Origin of the sequence: Hyphomonas sp. UBA3601 (assembly GCF_002375605.1) — a bacterium.
In the GTDB taxonomy this organism is placed as follows: Bacteria; Pseudomonadota; Alphaproteobacteria; order Caulobacterales; family Hyphomonadaceae; genus Hyphomonas.
This window is the reverse complement of the sequence record NZ_DFME01000092.1, coordinates 1-6,598: the sequence shown is the minus strand read 5'-3', so window position 1 is coordinate 6,598 and position 6,598 is coordinate 1. Positions and strand designations below refer to the sequence as shown.

At 57.4% G+C, this 6,598-nt stretch carries 5 protein-coding genes; 4 read left to right on the top strand and 1 reads right to left on the bottom strand.

From position 1 onward, the window contains the following. Nucleotides 1-364 precede the first annotated feature (364 nt). The 3 genes from B4F73_RS09395 (at nt 365) to B4F73_RS09385 (ending at nt 4,354) form a co-directional block, all read left to right on the top strand. The gene (locus B4F73_RS09395) at nt 365-1,225 is read left to right on the top strand and encodes a lipid A-modifier LpxR family protein (RefSeq protein ID WP_290480830.1); all 861 of its coding nucleotides are present in this window, start codon (nt 365-367) and stop codon (nt 1,223-1,225) included. 16 nt (nt 1,226-1,241) lie between these two features. Beyond that, the gene (locus B4F73_RS09390; RefSeq protein WP_206992341.1) at nt 1,242-2,273 is read left to right on the top strand and encodes a lipid A deacylase LpxR family protein; all 1,032 of its coding nucleotides are present in this window, start codon (nt 1,242-1,244) and stop codon (nt 2,271-2,273) included. A 95-nt stretch (nt 2,274-2,368) separates the two neighbouring features. Then, nucleotides 2,369-4,354 (top strand): alkyl/aryl-sulfatase, encoded by a 1,986-nt coding sequence (locus B4F73_RS09385; protein ID WP_290483095.1) that lies wholly within the window; start codon nt 2,369-2,371, stop codon nt 4,352-4,354. Between the two features lie 6 nt (nt 4,355-4,360). Here B4F73_RS09385 and B4F73_RS09380 read toward each other — a convergent pair whose 3' ends face one another. Continuing rightward, a complete protein-coding gene (locus tag B4F73_RS09380) occupies nt 4,361-5,218 on the bottom strand; it encodes an alpha/beta hydrolase (RefSeq protein ID WP_290483094.1) in 858 nt (285 codons plus the stop codon). A 236-nt stretch (nt 5,219-5,454) separates the two neighbouring features. Here B4F73_RS09380 and B4F73_RS09375 point away from each other — a divergent pair, with 236 nt between their 5' ends. Beyond that, nucleotides 5,455-6,483, top strand: coding sequence for a ribonucleotide-diphosphate reductase subunit beta (locus B4F73_RS09375; RefSeq protein WP_206992344.1), 1,029 nt, complete (start codon nt 5,455-5,457; stop codon nt 6,481-6,483). Nucleotides 6,484-6,598: the final 115 nt, after the last annotated feature.

The following is a 6,598-nucleotide window of genomic DNA, read 5'->3' as shown; positions in this document are numbered from 1 at the left end:
GCCTGCCAATAAGGCTGCGACTGGAAATAGGCATATAACAAAAGGCCGGTGCCTCGTGGGGCCCCGGCCTTTTTTGCATGGAACTGGCTGAAGGCAGAGATTGAGGCATTTGTGATCGAATAAGCCGAACAATTTCATGAAATTTTACAGCTGGTTAACGGCGCCGATGACCCGAAAATCAGTCAAATGACACCGAAAAAACACAATTTTACCGGGTTCTGGAACAAACACTACACAGGCGAGTTATGACGAGAAGAATTAATGGAATTCGGCCCATTGGCGTTTGAGACGGACGAGTTCTTTATGTTAAGTTAATCGTCAAACGGTCTAATCCTTGAATAGACGAGTGCTCAGGGATGAAGGCATGAGAGGTATAAGGCAGATGGCATTTGCAATTTCTTCCGCAGTCATCACGATGGCGTGCCAGGGATGCGTATCGACGTCTCCACATGAGCAAGTACGCTCCGAACCTGTTGCGCCTCCAACACTTGGTATGCAGATGGCCGCGCCAGCCAATTATGCGCCCAACTCCGTCCCCAATGCAGCTTCCGTCCACGTATTTAGCGCACCCTCGGCCCGGTTTAGTGGCGTACCGCTTGAAGCGACGAATACAGTCGCGGCGCAGATGATCGCCGACCAGCCCATTGACTACCGCTCTCACCCCAATGCCGAGTTTGGAGTCCCAAACAATACGCGCGTCGACTGGGGGACCAGTGAGACGCTCGTCGCAGTGGCCGCCGAGCGCAGCCGGGCTGCACTCTCGCGTCCGGGCCAGCTGGAAAAGAATATCGCCGCCGAGATAGCTATTTCCGCGCCGAAGGAGGTGACTGGCCTCAGTTTTGATGTCGGCCTTGCGCCACGTATTGCGGTCCGGGAAGAGGGCGAAGTCCTTACGCGCCGGGTTGGCGGTGAAGTTCGAATTGGTCAGGATTTCGACCTGCTTGACCGCAACGGACAGCCTCAGGGCTGGTACGTCTTCGCGGGTGCTGACGGGGAGGCGCTTGTATGGGATGCCGATGCCAACGGGTTCCGCCCAAGCCTGGGCGACATGTCGCTCACGGACCAGGTCACCGTCGGTGATCTTCAAGCAGGTGTATCCGTGCAGCGCGGCGGGGGCGAACTGTCGCTCAGTTATATTCGCCGTGAAGTGAAGTATTCAGACCGGAATGTCAGCATCAGCGAGACTGAAGATTTCGCAGGTGTTAGTTTCACGATGCGTCGTTAGCTGCTAATCGACGCCCATGCAGGCTCGATTCCCTCTCATCCAAGCTGCGGCCCTGGTCGCAGCTTTTCTGTATGCTCCGTCGACGTACGCGCAGGAGGGTGAACCGACTGTTCCGCGCAAACCTGCGGTTGTGTCTTTCTCGACGGAGAATGATTTCTTCGGCGGTGGCACGGATCGCAATTATTCCAACGGACTTCGCATAGAGCGCGTGTCCGGCGCAGACAATGTTCATCCTGGTCTCGAATGGGTCGCCGATCGTCTGCCGTGGATTGATCTGGATCGTACCGAACTCCGGCAAGGCTTTGCCATTTCACATGCCATATTCACTCCCGAAGACATTCAGACGTTTACACCCGACCCGACCGACCGGCCGTATGCAGCGTGGCTCGCCCTGTCATCGACCGTGGCTGCCAGCAGCGAAAACACTCAGGACACTCTGCAGGTCAATCTTGGTGTCGTCGGACCATCGGCGGCCGGCGAATTTGTGCAAAACACGTGGCACGAGATCATTGGAGTTGCGACTGCGAAAGGGTGGGATCACCAGCTGAAGGATGAGCCGGGAGTCGAAGTCATTGCCCAGCGAATGCAGATGTTTGACGGCCCAAACTTGCCACTCGGGCTGGAGACTGATTTTGGAGCGCACGTCGGAGTCGCGCTCGGCAATGTGCGCACATATGGATCTGCAGGCCTGACGGCGCGAATCGGATGGGACCTGAATTCGAGCTTCGGTCCCCCGCGCATCCGTCCAGCCCTCTCAGGGGCAGGAGAGTTCGTGCCCGGAACGCCGGAAGATCCGCTTGGTGGCTATTTCTTCGTGGGCGTGGACGGGCGGGCCGTGGCCCGTGACATGTTTCTGGACGGGAATTTGTGGCGGGATGGGCCACGCGTTGAAGATCGTCGGACGGTAGTGGGCGATATTCAGGCGGGCGTGGCGGTCCATTACCGCAGCGTGCAAGTGGCCTTCACTTTCGTGAACCGAACTGAAGAGTTTGTCCGCCAAGACGGCCCGCAACGGTTTGGCGCCTTGTCGATCAGTATCTCCCGCTAAATTCCTGTTTCCCTCGCGGCTGTCTTGCGTGCCTTTTGGCCTCGTCGCACAGTGCGAGAAAACGGTGCGTGAACGCGTCGCTATGGGAGGAAGATATGCGAGTTCTATTTGGTGTGGCTGCAGCCATCCTGCTGGTGGCCTGTTCTCCGGGCACACAGACGAATATTCCTGAATCCATGGCCAAGGCTCCGCCGAAGGGCGAGGCGACGGATACGACCCGCGCAGCAAATGCGGCTGTGGCTGACCGCCTGCCTCTGGAAGACACTTCCGATTTTGTTGACGCAACGCGCGGTCTGCTGGCGCAGCTGAAACAGGACACGATCACCGACGTCGATGGTAATGTCGTTTGGCAGGTCAGCCGTCGGGACTTCATTGACGGGGACAGCCCCGACACAGTGAATCCATCGCTTTGGAGGCAGGAGCGTCTGAACTCCGAACATGGCCTGTTTGAAGTCATGGATGGGATCTATCAGGTTCGAGGGTATGACCTCGCGGTCATGTCGGTCATCCGGGGCGATACTGGCTGGATCATTGTAGACCCGCTGCTCAGTCAGGAGACAGCTGCGGCTGCTTTGGGACTGGTCAATGACACGCTGGGGAATCGCCCCGTCACGGGCGTGATCTATACCCATTCCCATGGTGACCATTTCGGCGGTGTGCGCGGTGTGATCGACGAAGCCGACATCGAAGCGCGCGGTGTACCCGTGCTCGCACCAGTTGGCTTTACGGAATCCGCCGTCGCCGAGAATTTGCTGGCCGGGAACTATATGAGCCGACGAGCTGTGCTGATGTTTGGCAATACGTTACCCAGCGGCCCGACCGGGCAGGTAGGCGTGGGGCTGGGGCCAGCGCTTTCCCAAGGCACGATCGGTCTGATCGCGCCGACAGAAGAGGTACCAGGCCGTGGAACCGTTCGCGTGGTAGACGGAGTTACGTTTGAGTTCGTCGATGCGGCGGGTACCGAAGCGCCTGCGGAATTCATGTTCTATCTACCGGACTTCAACGCGCTCTGCACGGCCGAAGTCGCGACAGCAACGTTCCACAATGCACTCACCTTGCGAGGCGCAAAGGTTCGCGACCTGCTCGAATGGAGCCGAGTGATCGACTATGTTTTGACTGAATATGGAGGACGGTCGGACGTCGTTTTCGCATCGCACCATTGGCCGACATTCGGGCAGGAGAATGTCGAGACCTTCCTGCGGGGTCAGCGCGATATTTATCGGTATACGCATGACCAGACTGTTCGCCGAGCCAATCGCGGTGAAACCCAGTTCGAAATTGCCGAAGAACTCGCTGAACCTGCGGTGCAATCAGAGAATTTCGATACGCGTGGTTACTACGGCACGCTGAACCATAATGCGAAAGCCGTCTATCAAGGGTATTTCGGGTGGTGGGATGGTGTGCCGGCGACGTTCAATGCACATCCACTGGAAGCGAAGGCCAGTCGGTTCATCAAGGCCGTTGGCGGCGAAGAGGCGGCCATCGTCATTGGGCAGGAAGCCTTCGAGGAAGGCGACTATCGTTGGGCTGCCGAAGTTTTGAACTATGCGGTCTTTGCCAATCCTCAGAATCAGGTTGCGCGAGACTGGCTGGCTGCGAGCTATGAGCAGATGGGCTTTCAGGCAGAAAGCGGCGCGTGGCGCGATTTCTATCTAACGGGAGCGCAGGAGCTTCGTAACGGCCTTGCCGATGCCGGAGCGGTGCGCACCCGAAGCCGTGAGTTCGTCGAGGGGGTGCCCACGATTGAACTATTCAATGCGCTAGCCGTTCGCTATGCGCCCGAAAAGCTCAGCAGGGAGCCGTTCGAACTGAACTTCCAGTTTACGGACATCGAGGAGGAATTCGTCATTGATGTAGGGAATGCCACGGCCTTCCCACGCCCCGGTGTCCAGTCCGATGATGCCGTGGCAACGCTTACCCTGTCGCGCGATGCCTTCAATGACCTGATTCTGCAAACCCGCAGCTTTCGCGAGATCGCCGCTGCCGGGGAGGCGTCAATCGAGGGTGACCCCACCGCACTGCTCGCCTGGTTCTCGGCGCTGGAGACTCCGGACTTCTGGTTCAACGTCGTGGAGCCTTAGGCGGCGTCAGTCTTCCAACTGGTCACGGAAAAAGTCAGCGATCATCGGCGCGACCTTGTCACCTTTGGCGCCCAGACGATCATTCAGGCTCTTGTGATCGCGGTTCTTGACGAGGCGCGCTTCGGCCTTGTGTCCGGCGCTGTTCAGCGCTTCCGCCAATTCCTTGGCGCGGCTCGGCGCGACAGCTCGGTTCACATAGAGCAGGAGGAAAGGTGGGATGTCGGTTGTTTCTTCTACCAGTAGGGTCGGGGAGGCAGCCGTCCAGACGTCTGGGTCATCGCTGGTAAAGGTGGAGTGGTAGAATTCGGGGATATCGCCATCACTGCCGGTGCGAGCCATATTGTAGGCGGCGCTATCCATGGCGACGACGCCTTTGATCACGCCTGGCGTCAGATCAAATGCGTCCAGATAGTCCGGATCGATCGCAGTGAGCGCTGCCATATGAGCCCCGGCAGAGTGACCCATCAGGAAGATACTGTTCGGGTCGCCCCCGAACTCTGTTGCGTGCTCATGGAAGTATGCGATCGCGGCGGCCGTATCCTGCTGTTGGGCGGGGAAGGGATGTGCGGGCGACAGGCGGTAATTTACGGCAATGAAGACAAAGCCCTGATCGTTGAAATAACGCGCCTGAAACATGCCCAATGCGCTCAGCTTGTTGCCAAAGGTCCAAGCGCCGCCATGCATCATGAGAATCACCGGCGCATTGTCCGCATCATCAGGAATGTAGACATCAGCCCGTACGTCGCCGGGATCAAGACCTGGCGCATCTGCATATATTACATCCCTCACCACTTTAGCATTTGCTGGTGGGGCAAACGCGAAAGCCGAAATCAGGGCAAGAAGAATGGCACTGAAGAAACGCATGAATATCTTGTCTCGTAAGGCGGGAATGGAACGCATGGGTATCGGTTTGGTGCCGATCATTCTGCACTAAACCGCATGGCGCCACCCCTACGAGGGAAATATGCCAAAACTGTGGGCAAGCCTGTGAACAAGTGCGGTTTGCCGCAGTCAAACATCTTGCGGCAATGGCATCAATGAGGCACTATATATGGTGTAGATTGTCCCAGAAAACGCAGTAAATGACGTAGGAGGCCCTGATGGCTGACGGAAATTCCAATGTGCCCGGACTGCTGACCCCGAGCCGGGCGTACAAGCCCTTCCGTTACCCGTGGGCGTATGACTTCTGGAAGGTCCAGCAGCAGGTACACTGGATGCCGGAAGAAGTGCCCCTCGGCGAGGATTGCAAGGATTGGGCGGTGAAGCTCAATGATTCCGAGCGCAATCTGCTGACCCAGATCTTCCGCTTCTTCACCCAGTCTGACGTCGAAGTCGGTGCGAACTATATGGAGCATTACATGCCCCTGTTCAAACCGACTGAAGTGTCGATGATGCTGGCCTCGTTCTCCAATATGGAGACGATCCATATTGCGGCGTATGCTTTGCTGCTCGAAACCATCGGCATGCCCGACTCGGAATTCTCGGCCTTCATGGAATATGAGGAGATGGCCGCCAAGCACGACTATCTCGGCCAGTTTGGCACAGAAACGAATGAAGACATTGCTGTTTCCATGGCGGTCTTTGGCGGCTTCACGGAAGGCCTTCAGCTGTTCGCCAGTTTCGCGATGCTGATGAACTTCCCGCGCTTCAACAAGATGAAGGGCATGGGCCAGATCGTGTCCTGGTCTGTACGGGATGAGTCGCTGCACTGCGAAGGCATGATCAAGCTGTTCCACACGTTCTGTGCTGAGACCGGCGTCATGAATGACGCGCTGCGCGAGCGGATTCGCGAGTGCTGTCGCACCGTCGTGACGCTGGAAGACAAATTTATCGAACTCGCATTCGAAATGGGTCCGGTCGAAGGCATGACCGCCGACGATATCAAGCAGTACATTCGCTACATCGCGGACTGGCGTCTCGGCCAGCTGAAGCTTGAGCCGGTGTTCGGTGTGACCAAGCACCCGATCCCATGGCTGACGGAAATCCTGAACGGGGTAGAGCACGCAAACTTCTTTGAGCAGCGTGCAACCGAATATTCCAAAGGTGCGACCAGCGGTGACTGGCACGGCGATGATGGCGTGTGGTCAAAGTTCGACACGCGCAAGCCTGCGGACGCGACCGTCGGTTAGCATTTGGCCGCCGCTTTCAAGCGAGATTAAAAAGGCGCGCGGTCTGAATGGATCGTGCGCCTTTTACATTGTGGCCAAGGTTGCTTCTGAAGCTGTTCCCCGTCAGCGACCATGA

Coding starts and splice junctions, on each gene's coding strand:
- B4F73_RS09375 (WP_206992344.1), top strand. CDS start 5,455: ATGGCTGACGGAAATTCCAATGTGCCCGGACTGCTGACCCCGAGCCGG.
- B4F73_RS09385 (WP_290483095.1), top strand. CDS start 2,369: ATGCGAGTTCTATTTGGTGTGGCTGCAGCCATCCTGCTGGTGGCCTGT.
- B4F73_RS09380 (WP_290483094.1), bottom strand. CDS start 5,218: ATGCGTTTCTTCAGTGCCATTCTTCTTGCCCTGATTTCGGCTTTCGCG.
- B4F73_RS09390 (WP_206992341.1), top strand. CDS start 1,242: ATGCAGGCTCGATTCCCTCTCATCCAAGCTGCGGCCCTGGTCGCAGCT.
- B4F73_RS09395 (WP_290480830.1), top strand. CDS start 365: ATGAGAGGTATAAGGCAGATGGCATTTGCAATTTCTTCCGCAGTCATC.